Below are 21,692 nucleotides of genomic sequence, written 5' to 3' on the forward strand. Positions count from 1 at the left end.
TCGCCGAATTCGCCTGACTGCAGGCGCGCCTACTTACAAGAACACTCGAATGACGTTCAGGATTCAGCATGATTAGCGTTTTTCGGAAGGATAGATTGCTCGGATCGGCGAGCCTGATCGCCTATCTGGCGGTGGCTGCGCCGTGCACGTCGAGGGCTGGCGATATCCTGCCGACCAACGGCTCTGTCGCCGCCGGCAGCGCGACGATCGGCGCCCCGGCAAACGGCGCATTGACGGTGCAGCAACAATCCGGCCGCGCCGTACTCGACTGGGGATCCTTCAGCGTCGGGGCCGGAAATTCGGTCCGGTTCGTCCAGCCCGATGCGTCTTCGGCAACGTTGAACCGGGTGACGGGATCAACGACCTCGACGATCGCGGGATCGCTGACGTCGAACGGCAGCGTCTTCCTCATCAACCCGAACGGCATCCAGATCACGCCGACCGGCACCGTCTCGGTCGCGCGCGGTTTCGCCGCCTCGACGCTCGATATCAGCGACGAAGACTTCATGGCCGGCAAGACGACATTTCTGGGGACCGGCACCCCGGCTTCGGTCAGCAATGCCGGGACGATCACCACAGCATCCGGCGGTTTCGTCGCGCTCCTCGGCGGCATGGTCGACAATTCCGGCCTGATTTCCGCGCCAATCGGCAAGATCGGCCTCGGTTCGGGCGAACAGGCGACGCTCGATTTCACCGGCGACCAATTCCTTCAGGTTGCGGTCCCGGCGAATGCCACTGATGCGGACGGCACGCCGCTCATCAGCAACTCCGGCAAGATCAATGCCCGTGGGGGACAGGTTGTGCTGACTGCCGCGACCGCACGCAACTCCGTGCGCGATGCTATCAATATCCCCGGCTCGATTCAGGCCTCGTCGATCTCCGGTCAAAATGGCGCGATCGTCCTCAGCGGCGGAGACGGCGGCAATGTCACGGTTTCCGGCCAGCTCAAATCAGCCTCGGGCGGCATTGCAGTCTCTGGCAATAGCATTGCCCTGACCAAGGCACGCGTCAGCGTTGCCTCGAAGAAAAAAACCGGCGGCACCGTGAGGGTCACGGCGGTGACCAGCGTCGACCTCACTGGCGCGACGATCGATGCGTCCGGTACGACCGGCGGCACTGTCCTGATCGGCGGCGGCCCGACGGGTCTGGGCGCGTTGGCGCATGCGCAGTCCGTCACGATGGACGCAACTTCGACCATCACGGCGAATGGGATTGGCAACGGCAACGGTGGCCAGATCGTCCTGTGGTCGGACGGCCTGACGCAAGCCCATGGCATGATGACGGCCGAAGGTGGCTCGATCTCGGGCAATGGCGGCACTATCGAGACGTCGGGAGAGAGCGTCGATTTCACCGGGTTGCGCGTCGACACGTCGGCTGCGGCGGGAACCACCGGGCTCTGGCTGACCGACCCATATGATCTGACCATCGGCTCGGGCGACGCGGCGACGATTGCCAGCAACCTTGCAACCACCAACGTTACACTGAAGACGACGGCAAACAGCACGACGGGGCCAGGAATCGCCAACTCGGCCGGCGCCGGCGACATCACGATTGGCTCGGCGATCACTTGGTCGAGCGGCAACACCCTGACCCTCGACGCCTACCACGGCATCGCCATCACCGCTCCGATTACCGTGAGCGGGAACGGTGGCGTGATCCTGACGACGAACGACGGCGGCACGGGCGGAACGCTCGGCTTCGGTCTCGGGTCGAGCGGCTATAGCGGATCGCTCAGCTATACCGGATCGGGCGGCGCGCTGACAATCAACGGCACGAACTATACGCTCGTTCACTCGATGGCCGATATCGCCGCCATCAATGCCTCGGCCTCCACCCTCACCGGCCAATATGCGCTCGCCAATTCCATCGCCGATGCGTCGTCGACCCCGAACTGGGTTCCGATCGGCACCGACGGCAATGGTAATCTCGTCCTGAATTCCAATGGCTTCAGCGGTGCTTTCGAAGGCCTCGGACACACGATTAACAATCTGACGATCGACAATCCCAGCAGCCAGTTTGTCGGCCTGTTTGGCTATACCAGCAATGCAACGCTGGAAAATCTGGGGCTGACGGGCGGTAGCGTCACCGGTCAGAACTATGTCGGTGGTCTCGTCGGCTTTGCGGCATCGTCGGGTCGCATCGCCAATGTGTTCAGCACCGAAGCCGTCACGGGCAATTACCGCACAGGCGGCCTCGTCGGCGACAATCAGGCCACAATCACCGGATCCTATTCGACGGGGACGATCACCGGCTACAGCGACTGGACCGGCGGTCTCGTCGGGTTCTCGGAGGGCAACGGGTCGATCGACCAGTCCTATTCGACGAGTACCGTGAATGGCGCGAATTACGCTGGTGGCCTCGTCGGCGCGAACTGGGGCCAGTTCACCACCAACAGCTACGCGACCGGGGCAGTCACCGGCGGCTTTCGGCTCGGTGGATTGGTTGCCGACAATCGGTCAACGCTCTCGAACGTCTATGCCACTGGCTCGGTCTACAGCAGCGGCAGCGACGAGATCGGCGGATTGGTCGGCCACAATTATTCGAACATCAGCAACGCCTATGCGACGGGCGCGGTCACCGGAAACAGCAATGTCGGCGGACTCATCGGCATCAACGAAGGCACGGTCAACACGGCCCATGCGACAGGACTGGTGACGGGCCGCTACAACTATATTGGCGGTCTGATCGGCGTAAACTACAACGCCGTGAACACGGTCTATGCGACCGGCAATGTCAGCGGCATGAACTTTGTCGGCGGCATCGCCGGCTATTCCAACGCCGCCATCTCCTCGGCCTATGCCACAGGCACGGTCAGCTACTCGTCCGCATTCGGCAATGGCGGCGATCAGTTCGGTGGCCTCGTCGGTCGGTTGGAAGGTAACGGTTCGCTCACCAACAGCTATTATACCGGCACGTCGGTCGCAGGCCTCACCAATGTCGGCGGCCTCGCCGGCTATATGATCCCCGGCGCAACGATCACCAATTCGCATTACGACATTGATCAGACGGCGATCAACGGCGCCAGCATGGTCACCGCCGGCGGCCTCTACGACGCGCAGTTCCAGAGCTGGCTGCCCAGCAAAACATTGACGGCATCGGCCTATTTCGGCGTGGCCGACGCAAACGGCTATTATTCACTGTCGACGATACAGAACCTCAAGGATTTTCTTGGCTTCGCCGAGGATTCCACGTTGAAGTGGAAGCTCGTGAACGATATCAGCCTGGCCTCCATGCCGGGCCAGGTGATCCCGTATTTCGCCGGCACGTTCGACGGCGGCAACTTCACGATCAGCGATCTTTCTATCGATCAGCTGAACAGCGATCTCGGCCTGTTCGGCTATGCGCGCGGCGCGACGATAGCCAATCTGATGGTCACCGGTTCGGTTGAGGGCCTCGACTATGTCGGCGGCGTCATCGGTGCGATGTATAACCCGTCCAGCACCGCGATAGCTGCCTCGAATGTGACCTCCGGCGTCAACGTCACCAGCCAGCAATATGGCGGCACGCAGACCGGCAGCGGCTTTTACACCGGTGGGCTGGCCGGCTATTTCATGGGCTCGGCAACGACAGTGGCGGCGAGCGGGACGATCACCGGCGGACAGCAAAATACCGGCGGCCTCATCGGCTACAGCCTCAACGGAACGATCACCGACGCGAGTGCGACAGGCAGCGTAACGGCCCATGGCGACCAGACCGGCGGCCTCATCGGCCGTAGCAGCACGGCTCTCGTCAACGCCTGGGCATCCGGAACCGTCACCGAGACCAATGGCAACTGGACCGGCGGCCTCGTCGGCTATTCCGACAATTCCATCACCTCGTCATGGTCGTCGAGCGCGGTCTATGCCGGTGGCTATGCCGGCGGACTGGTCGGCTGCAATTGCGGCGGCACGATCGACCAGAGCTACGCGATCGGCTCGATCAGCGGTGGCTATCGCATCGGCGGCCTGATCGGGCAGAACTCATCGACGCTGACCAATTCCTATTCCACCGAGACTGTCACCGCGACATCCGACGAGGTCGGCGGACTGATCGGACATAATTATGCGAGTGTCGCCGGCTCGTACTCGACCGGTACCGTCAGCGGCCAGAACAATGTTGGCGGTTTCGTCGGTTATAACGACGGCGCGATTACCACCTCGCACAGCACCGGCAATGTCACGGCGGGCGGCAGCCAGATCGGCGGTTTCGCCGGCGGCAGCAATGGCGCCATGACGACTGTCTATGCGACCGGCGACGTCTCGGCCACAACTGCCGGCAGTTCGCAGGTAGCCGGGTTGATCGGCCATATGGACGGCAGCGCGACGCTGACCGACAGCTATTCCGCGGGCGACGTCACCGGCACATTTTCGCTCGGCGGCATGATCGGGTATCTCACCAACGGCGCGCAGGTCACCAATTCGCACTACGACGAAGGCACGGTCCTGATCAACTCTGCCGCGCTCTGGAGCATCGGCGGCATCAGCGACAGCCAATATACGTCATGGATCAACAATGGCCGCGCGCTGTCGCCGGCCGCCTATGGGTTCACGCCCGACAGCAATGGCGTCTACAGCATCGCCTCTGTGCAGGACCTGATCAATTTCCAAGGGTTTGCCGAGACGCCCGGCCTCAGCTGGAAGCTGACCAACAATCTCGACCTGACATCGACGCCGGGTCTCTTCACGCCCTATTTCGTGGGCACCTCGTTCGATGGCGGCGGCCATACGATCAGCAATCTTGCGCTCGATCAGTTCTCGGCGAACCTCGGCCTCTTCGGCGTCGTCAACAATGCCAATATCTCCAACCTCACCATCAGCGGCTCTGTCACAGCGTCGGCATGGTCCGGTGGCGTAACGGCTGAAAACTTTATTGGCGGCCTTGCCGGCATCTTCTATACGACGAGCGGCAATACGATCAGCAATGTAACCTCTAGCGTCGCGGTCTCCGGCAACTCGCAGATCGGTGGTCTTGCCGGCTGGTCGAATGGCGGGATCACGAACGCGACGGTGTCGGGCGCCGTCACCGGGTTCAGCGATGCGGTCGGCGGCCTCATCGGCAACATGGCTGGCGGCTCTATCACCCAGTCCAGCACATCCGGAACCGTGATCGGCGTCAACTATACCGGCGGCCTCGTCGGTCTCGCGCAGAACAGCACTATCGACCTCAGTTTCGCGACGAGCAATGTAACCGGCAGCAGCCGCGTCGGCGGGCTCGTCGGTCAGAACCAGGGCACGATCACCAATAGCTATTCCTCGGGCGGGACCGTCACCGGCAACAGTGACGGCGTCGGTGGTTTCGTCGGCTGGGATTATGGCTCGATCGGCTCGGGGCAATATTCGACGGCTACCGTCATCAACACCGGCAACTATACTGGCGGTTTCGTCGGGATTGCACAGGGCGGCGCCCTGAACGATGTCTGGGCGACGGGCGCCGTCACCGGCAACAGCCGCGTCGGCGGTCTCGTCGGCCAGAACCAGAGCACCATTACCGACAGTTATACGACCGGCGCGACCGTTACCGGCTCCAGCGACGGCGTCGGCGGTTTCGTCGGCTGGGACTATGGCACGATCGGCTCGGGGCAATATTCGACGGCTACCGTCATCAACACCGGCAACTATACCGGTGGCTTCGTCGGCGTCGAACAGGGCAATGGGCTGGCCAATGTCTGGGCGACCGGCAATGTGACCGGCAGCAGCCGCACCGGCGGTCTCGTCGGCTATAGCGACGGGGCGATTTCCAACAGCTATGCGACCGGCAATGTCACCGGCACGAATGACGGTACAGGCGGCTTCGTCGGGCAGCACAGCAGCAACTCGATCAATAATTCCTATGCGACCGGTACCGTCACCGGCGCCAATTACACGGGCGGATTTGCCGGCCTGCAATACGGCCAGGAAAATCAGAACTACGCCACGGGTGCGGTCACCGGCAATTCGTCAGTCGGCGGCTATGCTGGGCAGAGCCAGGGTACCACCACGAACTCTTATGCGACGGGCGCGGTCTACGGGACGAGCAATCTCGTCGGCGGCTTCGTCGGCTATGAATATTACGCCACGATGACCGGCAACTTCGCGACGGGCTCGGTCAAAAGCCTGGGCAACGAAGTCGGCGGCTTCGCAGGCCGGATCGAGGGCGGCAACGTGACCTCCGATTTCGCGACGGGCGCAGTGGTCGGCGTCAATCAGGTCGGCGGCTTCGCGGGCTGGTTGCTCAATGAGAACAACACGGCGAATGTCTATGCGATGGGGTCTGTCACCGGCAACGATCAGGTCGGCGGCCTCGCGGGCTACATGCAGAACGCGACGCTGACGAATGCTTTTGCCATTGGCAATGTGACTGCTTCGACCGGCAATGTCGGTGGCCTCGTCGGTAGCGTCGACAACATCAATGACACCGTCACCAACGGCATCTGGAATACCCAGACAACGGGCCAGACCGCAGGCGTCGGCCCATCCAACGGTATCTATAGCGGCTCCTACGCCGGGGTTACCGGCGAGACCACGAGCCAATTGATCGGCGCGCTTCCGACTGGCTTTGACACCTCCGCCTGGGCCACGGGAACCGGGCTCTATCCGTACCTGACGGCGATTTTCTCGACGCCGGCGCAGTCCATTTCCGGCTACGCCTACACGAGCGCGGGGAACGCCGCTGTTGGCGGTCAGGTCGGTCTCTACAAGTCCGGCGCGTTGCTCGGCTATGGCACGGCCTCGGTCGGCGCCGATGGCTCATACTATCAACTGGTCGCCGGTGGCGCCGTGACCACCACGAGCGGGATCGGCACGACCCTGACGCCGTCCGGCGACACTGCGATCAGCGCCCGGATCTACAGCGACCAGCGAACATTGACTTCGGGCAATGTCGTATTGCCGAATATCACGTCCGGCGAGGACAGCCTGACGACCTCGGCCGCCAGCCTTTCCGTTCTCGACGCCAATCTCGCGTCGACCTTCGGATCATTGGTCGAAACCGCGATCGAGACGAGCCTCACGGCCGATCCGCTCAGCATCCTGTCGACCGCATCGGGCGGATTCACGATCGATACGGCCCTCAGCCAGACCGGCGGCATTCAGATCCAGACGGTGGGCGCGATGACGTTCGGCACCGGTGGCTCGCTGTCGTCGGCAGCCAGCAGCGATGCCGTCGTGCTCGCGGTGAACGGAGCCTTCGTCAACAATGCCGGCACGGCGCCGATCTCGACCGCCAACGGCCGCTGGCTGATCTATACGCAGGCGACGGGCTCATCGGGCGCTGCCGCGACCGGCAACGTCTTCACCGGACTGACCGGCCTCAGCTATTACGGCGATGCCTATAACTTCACGACAGGGACCTTCGCCAGCACCGCGAACAGCGGCAACCGTTTCGTCTACGGCTATCAGCCGACGCTTACCGTCATGGCCGCCACGCAGTCGCTCGTCTATAGTGGGCAGACGCAATCCGACAGCTATTCCGTCGGCGGATTGCTCAACGGCGATACGCAGGCGCAGGCGCTCGCTGGCACGGCGACCGGGTTGACGACCTCCAGCCGGCACGTCGGCGATTACGTGCTGACCCCCGGCGGGCTCAACAGCAATGATCTCAACTACCTGATCTCCTATGCGGCGGGCACGGTGTCGATCACACCAGCCTCCTTGACGATCACGGCGGCGAACCAGACCGCCACCTACGGCACGGCACAGGTGCTCAATACGGCGGCGACAACGGGCTACACCGTCAGCGGGCTGCAGAGCAGCGACAGCATCACCGGCCTGACCGAGACCATCAATATCGGCGGCACACCGGTCTCATCGTCGGCAACCCATACCGATGCCGGAGCCTATACGATCACGCCCTCGGCTGTGCAGGGCTTCTCGACGTCCGACTACTCAATCACCTATGCAACATCAGGCACCTTTACGATCGACCCGCTCGCGGTCGTCCTGACCGGCAGCCAGAGCTACAACGCATCGACCGCCGTCGACATCGGTAACCTCGGCATTGCCAATCTCGTCGCCGGTGACAGCGTGACGATCGGCGGTGCGGCGACGATGGCGAGCAGCCATGTCGTTGCCGGTGGCACCGAGGCGATCGCGTCGCTCTCCGGCCTGACGCTGTCGAACAGCAATTACACGGTCGTCGGTGGCAGCGGCGAGGTCACCGTGACACCCGTCGCATTGACGATCGCCGCCCAGGACCAGACCACAAACTTTGGCACCGCTCAGGCGCTCGATACGTCGGCATCGACCGGCTACACGGTTAGCGGTTTGCAAGGCAGCGACAGCATTACCGGTCTGACCGAGACCATCAATATCGGTGGCACGCTGCTTACAGCAACGACGGCGACGACCGCCGCCGGGACCTACGCGATTACCCCCTCGGGGGTGAGTGGAATTTCCATGCTGGATTACGTGATCACCTACGCCAGCACCGGCACGTTGACAATCGTCGGGACCTCGACGCCGCCCACGACACCAACCTCGCCGACGACAACGCCCCAGCAGCCGCTGGTTTATTCGGTCGTCATGCCGATCATCGGCAATCCCGTAACGCCCTACCCCTTCATCTTCAACAATCTGCTGTCGACCGGAACGACGACGCAGGGACAGGATGGCACGCCGGCTACCCCCGGCTCCAGCGAGGCGTCGACGTCATGCGTGGCCCAAAACCAGAATGGCATCGCGCCGGGCTCCGGCCCGCTCGCGAGCGTTCGATGCTCGTCGAATTGACGCTGAGCGGAGGATAAGCGGCCCATGCGGCAATCCTCAGGGTTGCCGCGCCAAGATTGCGGGCTCTGTTGCAAAAATCGCGTTGATGTCGGAAAGAGCGACAAAGATATTCAGCGAGACTTTTGATGAACGAGTTCAAATGGCGTCATTTTGAGGGCGAGATTATCCTTTGGGCGGTGCGATGGTATTGCCGCTATGGCGTCAGCTACCGTGATCTCGAGCAAATGATGGGCGAGTTGGGCGTGCCGGTCGATCATTCCACGATTTATCGCTGGGTTCAAAAGTACGCGCCGGAGATCGAAAAGCGGCTGCGCTGGCACTGGCGTCGGCCACAATCAACGAACTGGCGCGTCGATGAAACCTACGTGAAGGTACGCGGCCAATGGACCTATTTGTATAGGGCGGTCGATAAATTCGGCGACACGATCGACTTCTATCTGTCCCCGACCCGCAATGCCAAAGCGGCAAAGCGCCGTCTGGGCAAGGCCCTGAATGGCCTGAAGGACTGGGAGAAGCCAACTGTCATCAATACCGACAAGGCTGCGATCTACAGCGTTGCTATTGCGGAACTGAAGGCCGAAGGCAAATGCCCTGAGGAACTCGTGCACCGGCAGGTCAAATATCTGAATAATGTCGTCGAAGCCGATCATGGCAAGCTCAAGCAACTGATCAAGCCGGTGCGAGGATTCAAGACGTTGAAAACCGCCTATGCGACGATCAAAGGTTTTGAGGTCATGCGCGCCTTACGGAAGGGGCAGGCGGCTATTTTCAACCTGACGGGCGACGTCCGTGGAGAAGCACGCATTGTCGAACGCGCCTTCGGCATTGGACCAAGCGCACTGACGGAAGCGACAGCATTACTCGCTCGACATCTCAAACAGCAGGCTGCCTAAAGGCGGAGACTATCGGTTCCTCCCCAGCCGTCGGTAATATTTGCAACAGAGCCATGCAGACGCAGAAGGTACCCACGCTCGCGGGTACCTTAAATTTTGCACCAGCACCATTCATCATCATCACCACGTTCACTCCTTCGACAAGCAAATATGTGCGTTCCCCCGATCTGAAAGATCGGGGGAATAAATCAGCCATTCTCAACTGCCTATTCCAGCTCGGTGTCTTCCACGGTGATTCCGGACTGGAATGTCAGAAAGCCGGGAATGTTGGTAAAGCCCTTGACGTTCTTGCGAAGGCCGAAACTCTGGTCGCGCCACATCAGATAAACAAAAGGCGACTGCTCCAGAGCACGGTCGACAAACTGGCCGTAGATCTTCCCACGCTCGGCCGTGTCGAGCGTGACGCGACCCTTGTCCAGGAGATCGTTGATGGCCGGATCGTTGAAGTAGGCCGAGTTGTTGAGCCGGACCAGTTGCTGCCCACCGTAGAAGAAGTTGCTGAGCCAATCGGGGTCGGCGATGTCGCCTGCGGTGCCCGCGACAAGAAAATCATAGTCGCCGGCGTTGTTCTTGGCGATGCGGCCGGACCAGTCCGGAAGATCAAGCTTCGCCTTGATGCCGATCTTGGCGAGCTCCGCCTGCACCGCGATCGCGGTATTGTTATGGAAGCCGTATTGGGCGGTCGACAACAGCCGTGCCTCGAAGCCGTTCGGATAACCCGCCTTCGCCAGCAGTGCCTTCGCCTTGGTAATGTCGTAGCTGAAGTAGTTGGCCTTCTCCTTGGAATAGCCCATGTATCCTTCCGGAACCGCAATTCCGTAAATCGGCGTGCCCCGACCATTGAAGGCCGTGTTGATGACCGTGGCGCGATCGATGGCGTAAGATACGGCCTGCCGCACCTCCGGCTTCGAAAACGGCTCGAATTTGGTGTTGAACTGCAGCATCATGAAAGGGCCGGTCGTGCTTGCCAGCTTCAGATTGGAATCGGCCTCGATCGAGGCGGCGTCCTTCCACGGAACGTAGTCGATGACGTCGACGTCGCTCGATTTCAGCGCATTCACGCGGGTATTTTCGTCGGCATAAAAGACGTAGTGGACGTCATCGAGGTGAGGCTTGCCCTGCTTGTAATATCCGTCGAACTTTTCGACGGTCAATTCGCGACCACGTTCCCAAGTAGAAAACTTGAAAGGCCCGGCGCCAATCGGCGTTGCATTCGGATCCTTGCCATGATCCCTGATCCAGGCGGCGGGCACGATGGCCGATTCCGGAAGCGCCAGGTAGTGGATGAGCGGAACGAATGGCTTGGAAAGCGTCAGCTTGACTGTCTTGGCATCGGGCGTATCGATCGCTTTGATGACACCCAGCTCGTTTCGATAAGTGGCCTTGCTGTCTGCTGCGGTGATGCGTTCGATGGACGCTTTCACATCCTGCGCAGTCACCGGCGAGCCGTCGTGAAATTTGGCGTCCCGCAGCTTGAACGTGTAGGTCAGTGCGTCTGTGGAGACCTCATAGGACTGCGCAAGTTCCTGCGCCAGCTTTCCGTCAGCGCCATAGTTGACGAGGCCACGGTGAATGGCGAGCCGGATCGTGCGGGCCGGCGTTCCCGCGTTGATGGTGCTGTCGAGTGTGGAAGGCTCACCGGAGAGACCGAAATAGAGAGTACCGCCCTCAGCCGCCAGGGCCTGATGCGCAGAAACGTTGGATGAGAGGGCGAAGATAAGCCCGAGAACTGATTTCTTCATGCTGAACCCCTTTTTTGCTTGTGCTTGTTTATTCATCTTTTCCATGTCGGCTATTCCTCCCTGAGACGTGGATCGAGAATGTCGCGCAACCGGTCGCCCACCACGTTGATGGCGAGCACTGTCAGCGCGAGAAGAAGGGATGGCCAGATGACATACATCGGGTTCTGGCCGAGATAGCCGCGTGCGGTTCCAATCATCTGGCCCCAGGACGGCTCCGGCGGCACAATGCCGAGGCCAAGGAAGCTCAGGCCCGATTCAAGGAGAATGGCCGCGGCGACCGTCAGCGTCGCCTGGACGACCAGGGGCGACAGGATGTTCGGCAGGACCGCCGTGAAGACGACACGCCGCGCGGAAGCCCCCATCGCATGCTCGGCTTCCATGAACTCCTGGCGTGTCACCTGAAGCGTGGCAGAATGAGCGACACGGGCAAAGTGCGGGATATAAAGCACACCGATCACGACTGTCAGGCTGAGAACGCCGCTTTCCCAGAACCCGACCGCGAGCAGCGCAAGCAGAATTGGCGGAAAGCTCAACATGATGTCGACGGCGCGCATGATCAGAAAGGACAACCACAAACGTCCGTAAGCACCGGCGATTCCAAGGAAAGTTCCGAACACGGCGGCGATCACCGTGGCGCCAAGCGCTACTATGAGGGTCGGACGGATGCCGATAAGAAGCCGGCTCAGCAGATCGCGGCCGAATTCGTCGGTTCCCAGCCAGTGGCTGGCGGAGCTGCCCTGGTTGACGGCCTGCGGGTTGAGCATGAATGGGTCGTGAGGCGCGAGCCAGCCGCCGAAGATCGCCATTAGAAGGACGATCGCCAATACGGCAAGACTTGCGACGAATGCCGGCTGACTGCGAGCGACGCCAAGGGTGCGGGAGGTCACGTGCGTTTCCTCCTGATGCGCGGGTCGAGCAGGCTATACAGCAGTTCGACCAGCAGATTGATGCAGATGAAAAGCGCAGCAATGGCAAGCATCGCGCCCTGGACCAACGGATAGTTGCGGGCCGATACCGCACCCACCAGCAGCGTGCTTAGCCCCGGCCAATTGAACATTGCTTCGACGAGCACCGTACCGCCCATCAGGTTGCCGAGCTGCAGCCCGATGATGGTGACGATCGGGATTGCCGCATTGCGCAGCACGTGCTGCCAGATGATGCGTCGCTCCGACATGCCCTTCGCCCGTAGCGCCCGCACGAAATCCCGTCCAAGGATTTCCAGCATCGACGAGCGCGTCATGCGTGCAATCGAGGCGGCAAGGCCGAATCCGAGTGCCACCGCCGGGAGGGTGAGCTTGCGGAAATGCTCAAGCGCGTTCCGTGAGATGTCGGTATAGCCGCTGGCGGGCAACCAACCGAGTTTAAGGCTGAAGAACAGAACCAGCATTGTGCCCAGGATGTAGACAGGCACAGAAATCCCGATCGTGGCGACGGACGTCAGGATCGTATCGCGCAGACTTCCACGCTTGAGGGCAGCGGCAATGCCAAGCGGAACACCGATCAGCGTCGCGATGATGATCGCCGCGAAGGCCAGTTCCAGCGTGCGCGGCAGGTTGGAAAGCACATATCGCGAAACCGGATAGCCGTTGGCGAGCGACGCCCCGAAATCAAGATGCAGCGCCTTCCACAGCCAGACGAAATACTGAGACATGACCGGCTGGTCCAGGCCAAGCTGGCTGCGCATGGAGGCAACGGCTTCCGGCGAGGGATTGCTGTCTGCGCCGAGCAACAGCAGCACCGGATCACCCGGCATGATGTACATGACCGAGAAGATCAGTGTGGCGATTACCAGCAGCTGGATAAAGGCCGTCAGCAGTTTTCGTCCAACGAGCAGCAAAGCTCCGGCAATAGAGGCGTTCATGCAACCCCCTTTCCGACACGGTCCGAACCGATGGTCGGCACCGCATCGAGCAGCATCCGGGTATAGGCTTCCTTCGGATTGGCGAAGATTGCCTTCGCCGACCCGTATTCGACGATGCGGCCCTTCTGCATGACGGCGACCGTGTCGCTGATATGTTCGACCACGGAAAGGTCGTGGGAAATGAAGAGGTAGGTCAGGTCGAACTCCACCTGCAGATCCTTGAGCAGGTTGAGCACCTGCGCCTGTACTGAAACGTCGAGGGCCGAGACAGCCTCATCGCAGATCACGAGCGAAGGATTGAGTGCGAGGGCCCGGGCAATGGCAATCCGCTGTCTTTGTCCGCCAGAAAATTCATGCGGATATTTCGCCGCCGCCGCGGCCGGCAGACCGACCGCATCGAGCAGGCCCACGACGCGGCGGCGACGCATGGGAGCAGTGCCTTCTCCGAAGATGACCAACGGCGCTTCGACAAGCTCGGCGACGGTCTGGCGCGGATTGAGGGAGCCATAAGGGTTCTGGAAGACCATGGCGATCTCACGCCGGAACGGCCGCATCTCGCCTTCCGAAAGTCTGGCGATATCTCGTCCCTTGAGCAGGATTTCGCCGGCGTCGGGGCGATAGAGCCGCATGACGGCGCGGGAAAGGGTGCTTTTACCGCAACCGGATTCGCCAACCAGCCCAAGTGTCGAGCGCGGTGCAATGCTCAGGCTGACACGGTCCACAGCCCGCATTTCGACCGGCACCGCAAGCGGTGCAGGCTTGATCCAGTAGGACTTGACGAGATCCCTGATCTCGAGCAGCGGCGTAGCGTTCGCGTCCGGTGCCGCCGCGACATTGCTTGAACGGACGCGCGGTTCGGGTCGGACGCTGAAAACGTTGCCAAGCGCGTCACGCTCGATCACTGGCAGGCGGTCATGCTGGCCGCCGGGCGTCGGCATCGAGTCTATCAGCGCCTTGGCATAACTGCTCTTGGGATTACAGAAGAGATCGGCGGTGGTCGCCTCCTCTATTCTGTCCCCGGAATACATGACCACGACCCGGTCCGCGACTTCGTAGATAACGCCAAGGTCATGCGTGATCAGCAGGATGGCTGCCCCCACCTCCTCGTTAAGGCCGCGCAACAGGTCCAGAACCTGTTTCTGCACGGTCACGTCGAGCGCCGTGGTCGGTTCGTCGGCAATGATGATGCGGGGTTTGCAGGCGACCGCCATGGCGATCATGATGCGTTGACATTGGCCGCCGGAAAGCTCGTGCGGATAGGCACGCATGGCGCGCTCGGGATCAGGAATCCTGACCTTCTCAAGAAGTTCTATCGCCTTCTGGCGCGCCCGCGCCTTGCCAACCGTTTCGTGAAGCCGGATCGCCTCGATGATCTGATCGCCGCAGGTGAAGATCGGGTCGAGCGACGCCATCGGATCCTGGAAGATCATCGCAATATGCCTGCCGCGCAGCTTGCGTAGTTCACCCGGTCCGAGTTGAAGCATGTCGATGCCGTCGACCAGAACCTCGCCGCTCGTGACCACCGCATTCGGCGGGAGCAAACCCATCACCGCGAGCGAAGTGATCGTCTTGCCGCTACCGCTCTCCCCGACCAGACCGAGTATTTCGCCCGGCCCGATGGTAAAGTCGATATTGCGCACCGCGGACTTCAGTCCGTCGCGGGTCTTGAAAGCAATCGAGAGGTTCCTGACTTCCAGCATCGCGCCTCCGATCAAGCCGTGACTTGCGAGTGGATGGGTGCCGGATAACCGAACGCGCCCTCAATCCGGCAGATCTCGGCGGCAAACTGCGAGCCCTTTTCCATCGCTGCTTGGATGGCCTGCGGCCCCACATGCTCGCCGCGCTTCCAGCCACGGGCAACCAGCGTTAGCAGCGTCGCGGTGATGAATGCATCGCCAGCGCCAAGCGTATCGACGACATCGGTGGGCACGGGCGCAACCGACACGAAGTCCTTGCCATTATAGGCAACAGCGCCCTCCGGCCCGAGCGTCGCGAGCGCCAGGCCGCAGCCATGCCCGACGACCTCGCGCAGGACTTCCAATGCACGGCCACGCCCGACATCGCCTGCCGACAGGGCGGCGAAATCGAGGTGCGGCGCCACCGGCGCGATCAGGCCCTCCACCTGCCAGCGATAGGAGAAATCATAGGACAGCAGATGGCTGCCATTCTTCAGCGTCGCGAGATGCTGGTTGAGGTGACTGTAGCAACTCGTGTGCACCAGTGCGAAGGCGGAGAGGTAGTCGATATCGCCCTGACTCGGTGTGAAGGGGTTTTCCCGCGCGACGCCACCTCTATTGGAGAACACGAATTCCCGGTTTCCGTCGACGACACGCACATCCGCATGGCCGTTTTCGCCTTCGATAATACGGCTGTGCGTTGCCGGCACGCAAAGCGTTTCAAGCGTGGCCCGAACATGCCGCGCGGCGGCATCCGTACCGAAGGTACCCAGAAATGCCGCATCGGCGCCAAGCATCTTGGCATAGACAGCAAAGTTCAGGGCATTTCCGCCAGGATACATCTTGCCGGTGTTGAGATAGCGGTCGACAACGTTATCGCCGAGCCCGAGCACCTTGAACGTGTTGAAAGACGTGTCGGGCGTGATCATTTTTCGGCCGCCTTCCTTTTATGCGAGACATAGGGCGCGACGGAGAAACCGCCCGCCCGCGGAGGCGATGCCGTGCCGAACCGCGACGAACTCGCGCGAGGCAGAAACAACCATGCGGGCGGGCGCCTGACCATCAGTAGTCGACCTTCCACATGTAGCGGCGCACGGACAGCGGATGCTCGCGCAATACCGACAGCGTGTGGGCGAACCAGTACCAGGTGACGCCGATCACGAAGGGCGACAGCAGCGGTGAGATGTCTTCGTAGCGGCCGGCGTCGAAAGTGATGATCTTGTCGGTGACCCGGCGGGTGAACTTCAGCGCGCGCTGGTCGATCTTGCGGTTCTCGCCATTGTCCATGAGGAAGACATAGGCCATCTCCGGATCGGCAACTTCGAAGGGACCATGGCGAAATTCGCCCGAATGGATGTCGGATGCATCAAGCCATAACATTTCGTTGAAGATGCAGATCGAATACTGGTAATTGAGACCCGAGAGGATGCCGCTGGAGAGCACGTAGTAGATGTTCTCGTCCTTGTAACGGCGGGCGAGCTCCATGCCACGCTCGCGCTCGGCATCCTTGATGTCGTGCAGCTTGGCCGGCATCGCTTCGAGGTCACGCAGCAGTTGCGCGCCGACCGGGCTGCGGAGGTGCTTTAGCAGGTAGGCGGCGAACAGATAAGCGATCATCGTCTTCGGCATGCCCGGCAGCTCCTTGCTGTAGGGCAGAAGGTAATCGCAGATCTTTGCCAGACCGCTTTCGTGGTCGGACGTGAGCGCGACGGTAACCGCGCCGGTAGTCTTGGCCCAGCGAGCGGCAACCACGGTGTCTTCGGTCTCGCCGTTATGTGAGGTGAGAAGCACGACAGCCTTCTCGTTGACAGGCTTCGGGCGGCGCGTTTCGAACTCGGTCGAGTTGATACGCTCGATGCGCAGGTCGCAATACTTGTCGAGGATGTACTTGATCGGTTCGATGTAGGAATTCGAGCCGCCGGCGCCGACCAGATAGACGGTGTTGATTTCACGCGACGAGAAGATGTCCTCCACCAGCTTTTCGGCCAGGGGGTTGCCGTCGCGAAAGGTCATCTCCAGGACGCCCTTCAGATAGTCACCTTCGAGGTAATTCGGGTTCGGGGCGGACTTGATCTCTTCGTCGCTTGGCGTCAGGTTTTCGAGAGCCATGATAGTTTTATTCTCCAATTAGTTCAGGACGCGCGACCGAAGCCGCCGCCGCCCGGCGTTTGCAGGAACAGGCTGTCGCCACGGTTCATGAGGATATTGGTGATCGAGATGTCGTATTCGGTCACAGTGCCGTCGGCTGTGCCGAATTTCAGCCGCGCAACCTCGCCCTGTCCGCCGCCGAAGACCCCGTCGGCTGGAGTACGCAGTCCCTCGCAAGAAGCGTTGGCGCGTATGCCATCCGTCATGGCGACGACCTCGCGGACGATGCCCATGCCGCCCGTGGTGTGCCCCTCGCCGCCCGACCCGTCGGCGAGCGCATAACGACGGACCATCAGCGGGTATTCGATCTCGAGTGCTTCGGCCGGCAGGTTCGACGTGTTGGTGATGTGAACCTGAATGCCGTTCATGCCATCATGATCGAGGCTTGCGCCGGCACCACCGCCGACCGTTTCGAGATAGACGAAGCTGCCCTCACGGGTCTTGTGTGGCCCGAAGAAGATCATCGTCGCGTTCATGTCGGCGGAAGAAGCGAACACCTTTTCCCGGGGCAGAACGTCGGAGAAGGCCTGGAAGATGGCGCGCACTACCCGCTGGCAACTCGTCGAGCGGATGCCGACGGCGGCGGGAAACTTCGGCCGCACCAGCGTGCCCTCCTCGGCAATGATCGAGACTGGCAACGCCATGCCTTCATTCGGCGGAAGCGACGGGTCCAGAAGCGCCTTGATCGTGTAGTAGCAAGTGGCGTCGAGGGCGGTCTTGGGGATGTTGACCGCGCCTCGCGCCTGACTGTCGGTGCCTGTGAAGTCGAAGGTAATCCCCTCACCTTCCACTTTGATGGCGACCTGGATACGGCAGGGCTCGAAACCGACGCCATCGCCGTCGATGAAGGCTTCGCCTTTGTAGACGCCGTCAGGCATTTCCTTGATGCGCTTGCGCAGCCGGCTTTCCGAATACGCGATCAGGTCCTCGATCGCCTTCTCGACCGTGGCGATGCCGAATTGGTCGGCAAGGGCCACGAGCTTCCGCTGCCCAATTTCGTTGGTGGCTATCTGCACCTTGAGATCGAGGATGCGCTCCAGCGGATCGCGGCTGTTGGTGCTGATGAGTTTGACGATCTGCTCATCGAGCACGCCCTCGCGCGCGATCTTCAGCACGGGAATACGCAGGCCTTCGGCAAAGATGCTGGTCTGGCTCGGATCGCAAGAGCCAGGCACGCCGCCTCCGACGTCGGAATGGTGACCCAGATTGGCGGCGAAGAAACAAAGGCGGCCTTGATAAAAGACCGGCGTGAGGATGGAAATATCCGGCGTGTGCGAGCCGCCCGCCAGATAGGGATCGTTGCAGATGAACGCATCGCCCGGCTTGATGTCCTCGAGCCTGTAGTTCTCGAGTACGGCCGCTACGCCGCCCTGCAGTGACCCCAGATGCACCGGAATGTGCGATGCCTGGACGACCAGGCGCCCTTTACCATCGAACAGGCCAACCGAGCAGTCCTTGCGTTCCTTGATGTTGGTGGAGAAGGACGAACGTACGAGGCTGAGCCCCATCTCGTCTGTGATCGACATGAACCGGTTGGAATAGACCTCCATTTCGATGGCGTCGAACTCGCGCGGTGGTTTGACGTGCTGCTGCATCACGCACGGTCCTTCACAAAGCTGAGGATGATGTTGCCATAGGCGTCGACGACGCCGGTCTGGTCGGGAAGCACATAGGCGGTCGAGGTGAGTTCCTCGATAATGGCTGGGCCGGCGAATTTTTCCCCCTGCGGCATCAGCACACGCTTGTAGACTGGCACAGTTTTCCAGCCGCCTTCGGGGCCGACATACACATCGCGCTCGCTAATCCTGGCATCCGCCATGGTGCCGGAAGCGCTTTCTACCGTCTGCAGCGGCCGACCGGCGTGGCCGATCGCCTGGACGCGCAGGTTGACGATCTCGACCGGATGATTGTCCAGTGCATAACCGTAGACGACGCGGTGGGCTTCGGCGAAACGAGCCGCGAAATCCTCCGCGCTCGACAGGATGCCTTCGACGCGAATTTCATGGTTCTGGCCCGCATAACGCGCTTCGGCGATGTGCTGCAACGCGCGCTTGTCGTCGGGGATGGTCTCCGCCTCGAGCCATTCCCTGGCCTGCTTTTCAAGACCTGCGACGGCTGTCGTGATCTCGGTCCAGCCTTCGCCCCGTGCCCGCTTGATCTGAGTGGAGACGAAATCGCGGGTAACGTCAGAAAGGAGGACGCCGCGGGCGCACATGGTGCCGGGCGATTCCGGGATGATGACCGTGTTGAGACCGGTTTCGGCCGCAACCAGCGAGGCATGCAGGGGGCCTGCGCCGCCGAAGGCCATCAGCGCGAACTGCTTGAGATCGTGGCCCTTGTCCATCGACACGGCGCGAATGGCGCGCGCCATGTTGGCGACGGCGATCCGAATGATGCCCCAGGCAGTGTCTTCGACGCTGCGACCGATCTTTTCGGCCACTGCGCTGATCGCGCTCAGCGCCGCCTCGCGATCGACCGGCATGGCGCCATCAAGCAGCGCAATCGGGTTCAGGCGCTGCAGGACGATGTTGGCATCCGTGATCGTGGCATCCGTTCCGCCCTTGCCGTAGGCGGCCGGACCCGGAACCGCCGCCGCGCTCTGCGGGCCGACCTTCAGGCCGCCGGCATCGTCAAGCCATGCGATGGACCCGCCGCCTGCCCCTATGACGCTGACATCGACCATCGCGCAACGGATGGAATAGCCGGCCACGTCACGGTCGGCCGAATAGGCGGGCTTGCCGCCGGCGATGAGAGCGACGTCGGTAGAGGTGCCGCCCACGTCATAGGTAATGATGTCGGGAAAGGATGCCGCCTTGCCGACGAGCGCTGCACCGACGACACCGGCCGCTGGACCCGACAGGCAAGTCCGCACCGGGTAGTTGCGCGCCGTCTCGGTGGACATCAAACCGCCATTGGAATGGATGGTATAAGGCTTGGCATCGATGCCGGCCTGGCGCGATCGTTTCATGAAGCGATCGAGATAGCCGTCCATGCGCGGCATCAGATAGGCGTTCATCACCGTGGTGGAGATGCGCTCGTATTCGCGGAACTCCGGCAATACGTCGCTCGACAGGCTGACGAAGACATCCGGCAGATGCTTGCTGACAATCTCGGCTGCGCGCCGCTCGTGAGCGGCATTGCGATACGAATGGAGGAAGCCGATGGCGATGGCTTCGATGCCCTCTGCCCTGAAACGTTTTGCAGCGTCTTCCACGCCGGCTTCATCGAGAGGAACGATGACTTCGCCGTGGGGACCGAGGCGCTCGGCGACTTCCAGGCGCAACGGCCGCACGACCAGCGGATCGGGCTTGCGGACGCTCATGTCGAACAGGTCGGGGCGGGTCTGGCGACCGATTTCAAGAACGTCCCGGAAGCCTTCGGTGGTGAGGAGGCCCGTCTTGCCGCCGCGACGCTCGATGACCATGTTCGTGGCAACCGTCGTGCCATGACCGAAATGGACGACGTCGGAGGCTCTCAGGCCGCGTCCTTCGAGGCTGGTGATGCCGATCTCGATTGCCTCGGAGGGATCATGCGGTGTCGAGGACACCTTGAAGTGGCGCATGCCGCCCGTTTCGTCGTCGAGTACGGTGAAATCCGTGAAGGTTCCGCCGACATCGATGCCAACCCTGATGTTGCCCATGATGATCTTCGTGCTTGGGCGTCGGCTCCCGCGTCCGCCTGTCCTCTAATGATCAGCAACCTAGAAAGACATGGCGCATCTTGTAAAATTCAATTACTCGAGCTTTCCATTCCCTTTTGGAATACTCTGGAGAGATCCATCATGCGCCGGATCAAGTTGCGCCATCTCGACACCCTGGCCGCCTTCATGAAAACAGGCTCCGTCACGGAGGCGGCGCTTGTGCTGCACACGACGCAGCCTAACGCGAGCAAGTCGTTGAAGCAGCTTGAGGATTTTGCCGGCGTCAAACTGTTCGAGCGCAGCGCCGGCCGACTGCGTCCAACGCCCGAAGCGGAGCTGCTGTTTGCGCATGCGACGCTGCTAATGGACGAGCTGATGCTATTCGAGAACCTGTCTCTCGACCTCACCACCATGTCGCAGGGCTATGTAAATATCGGCATACTTTCGGCATTCAGCACCGCGCTGATCCCGATGGCTGTCGAGCGCTTCAACAATCTATATCCCGGAATCCAGGTCCAGGTTGACCTTCTCGACTCCGACAAGATCCACACCTATGTCAGTCGCGGAAATTACGATTTCGGCTTGGTGCATCATCCCGAGCATGAGGCCGACCTGATGACGCAGACACTCAAGACCTCTTCGATGGTCTGCATCATGCCGACCAATCACGAGCTTGCGAAACATCGCATCATCCTCGCCAGCGACATCGCCGACCAGCCGTTCGTGACCTATCCGCGCTCGGTCCCGTTTGGCGCCGCGATCTTCCGATCCCTTTCCGACGAAGGCGTACGGCCTTCGAACAGCCTGATCTCGAACCAGAGCCAGCTTATCCGGCGCCTCGTCGAGCGGGGGCGCGGAGTGGCCCTCGTCGATCATTTCTCGGTTTGGGATGCCAATGAGTTCGACCACATCGCCGTGCGCCAGTTCGAGCCCCGCATCCCGGTTTCCGTCGGAATGATCATCCCCAAACGCCGGCCCCTATCGCTTGCCGCACAGACGTTCGTTGGGACGTTGAAGGAGGTGCTGGAGCAAGGTCCAGGATAGGGAGTTG

Annotated in this window: 11 protein-coding genes; 3 read left to right on the forward strand and 8 right to left on the reverse strand. The window is 61.3% G+C overall.

Going from position 1 to position 21,692, the window contains the following annotated elements; all coding sequences use genetic code 11:
• The first annotated feature begins 68 nt into the window (after nucleotides 1-68).
• Both MOV61_RS00305 and MOV61_RS00310 read left to right on the forward strand, forming a co-directional pair.
• Complete coding sequence (locus tag MOV61_RS00305) at nucleotides 69-8,681, forward strand: GLUG motif-containing protein (RefSeq protein WP_247135093.1); 8,613 nt, start codon at nucleotides 69-71, stop codon at nucleotides 8,679-8,681.
• A gap of 125 nt (nucleotides 8,682-8,806) precedes the next feature.
• Nucleotides 8,807-9,574 (forward strand): IS6 family transposase, encoded by a 768-nt coding sequence (locus tag MOV61_RS00310; RefSeq protein WP_247135094.1) that lies wholly within the window; start codon nucleotides 8,807-8,809, stop codon nucleotides 9,572-9,574.
• 206 nt (nucleotides 9,575-9,780) lie between these two features.
• On the opposite strand, the gene MOV61_RS00315 is transcribed toward MOV61_RS00310, so the two are convergent.
• The 8 genes from MOV61_RS00315 to MOV61_RS00350 all read right to left on the reverse strand — a co-directional run bounded on the left by MOV61_RS00315 (nucleotide 9,781) and on the right by MOV61_RS00350 (nucleotide 20,641).
• The gene (locus tag MOV61_RS00315) at nucleotides 9,781-11,316 is read right to left on the reverse strand and encodes an ABC transporter substrate-binding protein (protein ID WP_247135095.1); all 1,536 of its coding nucleotides are present in this window, start codon (nucleotides 11,314-11,316) and stop codon (nucleotides 9,781-9,783) included.
• 50 nt (nucleotides 11,317-11,366) lie between these two features.
• Nucleotides 11,367-12,203, reverse strand: coding sequence for an ABC transporter permease (locus MOV61_RS00320; protein ID WP_247135096.1), 837 nt, complete (start codon nucleotides 12,201-12,203; stop codon nucleotides 11,367-11,369).
• Complete coding sequence (locus tag MOV61_RS00325; protein WP_247135097.1) at nucleotides 12,200-13,177, reverse strand: ABC transporter permease; 978 nt, start codon at nucleotides 13,175-13,177, stop codon at nucleotides 12,200-12,202. The genes MOV61_RS00320 and MOV61_RS00325 overlap by 4 nt, the downstream gene beginning before the upstream one ends.
• On the reverse strand, nucleotides 13,174-14,877 hold the full coding sequence (locus MOV61_RS00330; RefSeq protein ID WP_247135098.1) for an ABC transporter ATP-binding protein: 1,704 nt from the start codon (nucleotides 14,875-14,877) through the stop codon (nucleotides 13,174-13,176). Before MOV61_RS00330 ends, MOV61_RS00325 begins: the two co-directional genes overlap by 4 nt.
• Before the next feature lie 11 nt (nucleotides 14,878-14,888).
• Entirely contained in the window at nucleotides 14,889-15,782 is an 894-nt protein-coding gene (locus MOV61_RS00335; protein WP_247135099.1) for a fructoselysine 6-kinase, read from the reverse strand.
• 133 nt (nucleotides 15,783-15,915) lie between these two features.
• Nucleotides 15,916-16,962, reverse strand: coding sequence for an SIS domain-containing protein (locus tag MOV61_RS00340; protein WP_247135100.1), 1,047 nt, complete (start codon nucleotides 16,960-16,962; stop codon nucleotides 15,916-15,918).
• A gap of 23 nt (nucleotides 16,963-16,985) precedes the next feature.
• Nucleotides 16,986-18,596 carry a hydantoinase B/oxoprolinase family protein gene (locus MOV61_RS00345; RefSeq protein WP_247135101.1) on the reverse strand — a complete coding sequence of 537 codons (1,611 nt, stop codon included), beginning with the start codon at nucleotides 18,594-18,596 and terminating at the stop codon, nucleotides 16,986-16,988.
• Entirely contained in the window at nucleotides 18,596-20,641 is a 2,046-nt protein-coding gene (locus MOV61_RS00350; protein WP_247135102.1) for a hydantoinase/oxoprolinase family protein, read from the reverse strand. Before MOV61_RS00350 ends, MOV61_RS00345 begins: the two co-directional genes overlap by 1 nt.
• On the opposite strand from MOV61_RS00350, the gene MOV61_RS00355 reads away from it, so the two are divergent.
• Nucleotides 20,555-21,685: a LysR family transcriptional regulator gene (locus MOV61_RS00355; protein ID WP_247135103.1), complete on the forward strand. Its 1,131-nt coding sequence runs from the start codon at nucleotides 20,555-20,557 to the stop codon at nucleotides 21,683-21,685. The two genes, MOV61_RS00350 and MOV61_RS00355, sit on opposite strands and share 87 nt — an antisense overlap.
• Nucleotides 21,686-21,692: the final 7 nt, after the last annotated feature.

Origin of the sequence: Neorhizobium sp. BETTINA12A (assembly GCF_023006485.1) — a bacterium.
GTDB lineage: Bacteria > Pseudomonadota > Alphaproteobacteria > Rhizobiales > Rhizobiaceae > Neorhizobium.

What these genes read in the sequence shown, in the direction of transcription:
- MOV61_RS00305 (WP_247135093.1), top strand. Translation starts at nt 69, where the DNA reads ATGATTAGCGTTTTTCGGAAGGATAGATTGCTCGGATCGGCGAGCCTG.
- MOV61_RS00310 (WP_247135094.1), top strand. Translation starts at nt 8,807, where the DNA reads ATGAACGAGTTCAAATGGCGTCATTTTGAGGGCGAGATTATCCTTTGG.
- MOV61_RS00315 (WP_247135095.1), bottom strand. Translation starts at nt 11,316, where the DNA reads ATGAAGAAATCAGTTCTCGGGCTTATCTTCGCCCTCTCATCCAACGTT.
- MOV61_RS00325 (WP_247135097.1), bottom strand. Translation starts at nt 13,177, where the DNA reads ATGAACGCCTCTATTGCCGGAGCTTTGCTGCTCGTTGGACGAAAACTG.
- MOV61_RS00330 (WP_247135098.1), bottom strand. Translation starts at nt 14,877, where the DNA reads ATGCTGGAAGTCAGGAACCTCTCGATTGCTTTCAAGACCCGCGACGGA.
- MOV61_RS00335 (WP_247135099.1), bottom strand. Translation starts at nt 15,782, where the DNA reads ATGATCACGCCCGACACGTCTTTCAACACGTTCAAGGTGCTCGGGCTC.
- MOV61_RS00340 (WP_247135100.1), bottom strand. Translation starts at nt 16,962, where the DNA reads ATGGCTCTCGAAAACCTGACGCCAAGCGACGAAGAGATCAAGTCCGCC.
- MOV61_RS00345 (WP_247135101.1), bottom strand. Translation starts at nt 18,596, where the DNA reads ATGCAGCAGCACGTCAAACCACCGCGCGAGTTCGACGCCATCGAAATG.
- MOV61_RS00350 (WP_247135102.1), bottom strand. Translation starts at nt 20,641, where the DNA reads ATGGGCAACATCAGGGTTGGCATCGATGTCGGCGGAACCTTCACGGAT.